This window comes from Enterobacter sp. CFEC122 (genome assembly GCF_052983755.1).
Genome location: NZ_JBRIQR010000103.1, coordinates 1 through 2,364, shown reverse-complemented (window position 1 = coordinate 2,364; position 2,364 = coordinate 1). Strand labels below are relative to the sequence as shown.

Annotated in this window: 4 protein-coding genes; all 4 read left to right on the top strand. The window is 40.9% G+C overall.

Annotated features, from left to right (window positions below; all coding sequences use genetic code 11):
* Positions 1 to 128 precede the first annotated feature (128 nt).
* The 4 genes from ACVCAM_RS26260 to ACVCAM_RS26245 all read left to right on the top strand — a co-directional run bounded on the left by ACVCAM_RS26260 (position 129) and on the right by ACVCAM_RS26245 (position 1,762).
* A complete protein-coding gene (locus ACVCAM_RS26260; protein ID WP_000916941.1) occupies positions 129 to 584 on the top strand; it encodes a hypothetical protein in 456 nt (151 codons plus the stop codon).
* Positions 556 to 861 carry a hypothetical protein gene (locus tag ACVCAM_RS26255; protein ID WP_223152485.1) on the top strand — a complete coding sequence of 102 codons (306 nt, stop codon included), beginning with the start codon at positions 556 to 558 and terminating at the stop codon, positions 859 to 861. The genes ACVCAM_RS26260 and ACVCAM_RS26255 overlap by 29 nt, the downstream gene beginning before the upstream one ends.
* 25 nt (positions 862 to 886) lie before the next feature.
* On the top strand, positions 887 to 1,180 hold the full coding sequence (locus tag ACVCAM_RS26250) for a hypothetical protein (RefSeq protein WP_001100635.1): 294 nt from the start codon (positions 887 to 889) through the stop codon (positions 1,178 to 1,180).
* A 177-nt stretch (positions 1,181 to 1,357) separates the two neighbouring features.
* The gene (locus ACVCAM_RS26245; RefSeq protein ID WP_001287391.1) at positions 1,358 to 1,762 is read left to right on the top strand and encodes an H-NS family histone-like protein; all 405 of its coding nucleotides are present in this window, start codon (positions 1,358 to 1,360) and stop codon (positions 1,760 to 1,762) included.
* The last annotated feature ends 602 nt before the right edge of the window (positions 1,763 to 2,364 follow it).

The following is a 2,364-nucleotide window of genomic DNA, read 5'->3' as shown; positions in this document are numbered from 1 at the left end:
CTAGAGTGCAATATGGTGTGCCTGAATATAAAACTGGCTCAATACATACTTAAAAGTGGTAGTCGTTAGAACTAGACTGTTAATGATACAATTCTCCTGTTATTTTATTTTTATAAAAGGTCTCAAATATGCTCAAAAACAGATTTTCTTTATTGTGTCTTGCTGTGGCATCGTCACTTACTCTTACTGCTTGCGATGTAGTTGATGCTGCCTATGACGAGACTTTAAATGATAATGCACCCGAAATTGTAATAGCTGGAGGATTCAAAATTGATATCCAAGGTAATGCAGTTCCGGTTGAGGGATATGATAATTGCTCTTTGAATACTCTTCAGGGAAGCGTTGATACGGATAAATCAAATTGTATTGTTCTGGATAGAACACGTAAAAAAGTACCGGTTCTAGTTCATTTGTCATCCGGTCCCGTCAAAGAAGAATGGAAGATCGAGCACCAGGTTGAAAAAACCAAATCCGGCAAAAATTTCATCCAAACTCGTATGATTAGACCTGACGGTAACTTTGTAGTGCCTGCATCCTCAGAACGAGGGATCTTTAGTGGCAAACATTACAGTCAAGCCAGCTAAGTCAAGTCTATCCGTTCAAACAGAAAAAGGTTTCTTAAAAATGACGTTATCCGCTGCATTGCAAGGCACTTTTAAAGAGATGAGGAAAGACAATACAGTAGGCATCACAGTTCAAACTTGTTCAGATATTTTTGACAGCAATGTTCCTCCGGCTTATGTTTTCTGGCTTTATCGTCTCAAAGCGGGAGAAACTTTGCCGCGCGGAAGGTTCTTCAGAAAAAGAAAGCCAATCATCAATGTTATGGCAGTTGTTCATGATGCTGCATTCGAAAAATAACTGCGCTATCAGGAAAGTTACTTTTATGAACGTAATTGCAGCTGGAATTTTTTGCTTTATTTTTTACCCTACAGCTTTCGCTTATGCTTGTTATAAAAAGAGATGGCTAGAGTGGATTTTTCTTACTTTAATTATAATTTTTGCTTCTGCCATTTCGATTCAACAATACAATGAAGCGAATTTTGTAAGTGAGTTAAATTACCCTATGTTTATCTCCGCCATATATGGCCTGTCACTGGCATGGTTTCCTTTTCCGATTGCTTATGTTGTTCTGCGCTTCCTTCTTGATGATTTACAGCATGAGTACCCTAAACAGTGAGCAGATTTTAAGACTCATGAACAACATCGAAAGCACGAAACAGTCTGCACAAGGAAGATAAGGAGTATTCTTAGCAAGATATCTTTGTACCTGAAGACATAAAGCTGGCATCTTTTTCCTTATAGAGTGTATTATGATTAAGTAAATCCTTATCAAAGAATTAGAAAGTGAGGTCGTATGTCTGAAGCACTCAAATCGTTAAACAATATTCGTACTCTTCGCGCCCAGGGCCGCGAGCTGCCTTTAGAAGTACTTGAGGAAATCCTCGAAAAGCTTAATGTCATTGTTGATGAGCGTCGTCAGGAAGAATCATCCAAAGCTGCCGAACTGCAAGCTCGTCAGGAGAAACTTGACGCCCTGCGTAAGTTAATGGAAGAAGATGGTATCAACCCGGAAGAGCTGCTTGGCTCATTCCAGGCCAAATCTACGGCTACCAAGAAAAGCCGTGAACCACGCCCGGCCAAATACTCATTTACTGATGAAAATGGCGAAACAAAAACGTGGACTGGACAGGGCCGTACCCCCAAAGCTCTGGCAGAACAAATTGCAGCCGGTAAAAGTCTTGATGATTTCCTGATCTAACTTTTGCCACCAGTTTTGATAGAGGCCACTTCGGTGGCCTTTTCTCATACGGAATCAATTTCAGGTACAGAACATATGAAAAATTCAGAACCTAAGAGCTGTGATCCCTATGTGGACAGTTTGATTAGAAATGCAGATGCAAAGGAAGCCAGGTCATTTCTCAAAATATTGAAGCCCTTACCATTCCTTATCGTTATCATCGCTGTATTCTTTTTTTGGGTATCGTTTTCCCGTTTATTATCCCAGGTCGCGTAAAACCTTTTTAAAGACTCTTCTTTACCAGATATGCTCCCTCACCGGGATGGTTTCAACCTCTTCAGTTTCCCATATTGGCAAAACCTTCAGGAAATAAGACGATACCCTCCACGCTTTCCATTAAAGCGGGATGACGACGCCCAGTTCTTACGACCAGACTCCACGTTTTCGATTAGGATGCCTTTGGGCCCTTCTAACGAGGCCACCTCAACAACTCGCACTTTCCGGATCAGTCTTGGATCCACTTCTTCCCAGATCTGGCCAACTGTAATATCTTTTTGGGTTTGCATTTAATCTCTCGCTGTCATTTAGTGAACAAGACTAATCCTCGCCGTGGTTCAGCTTAT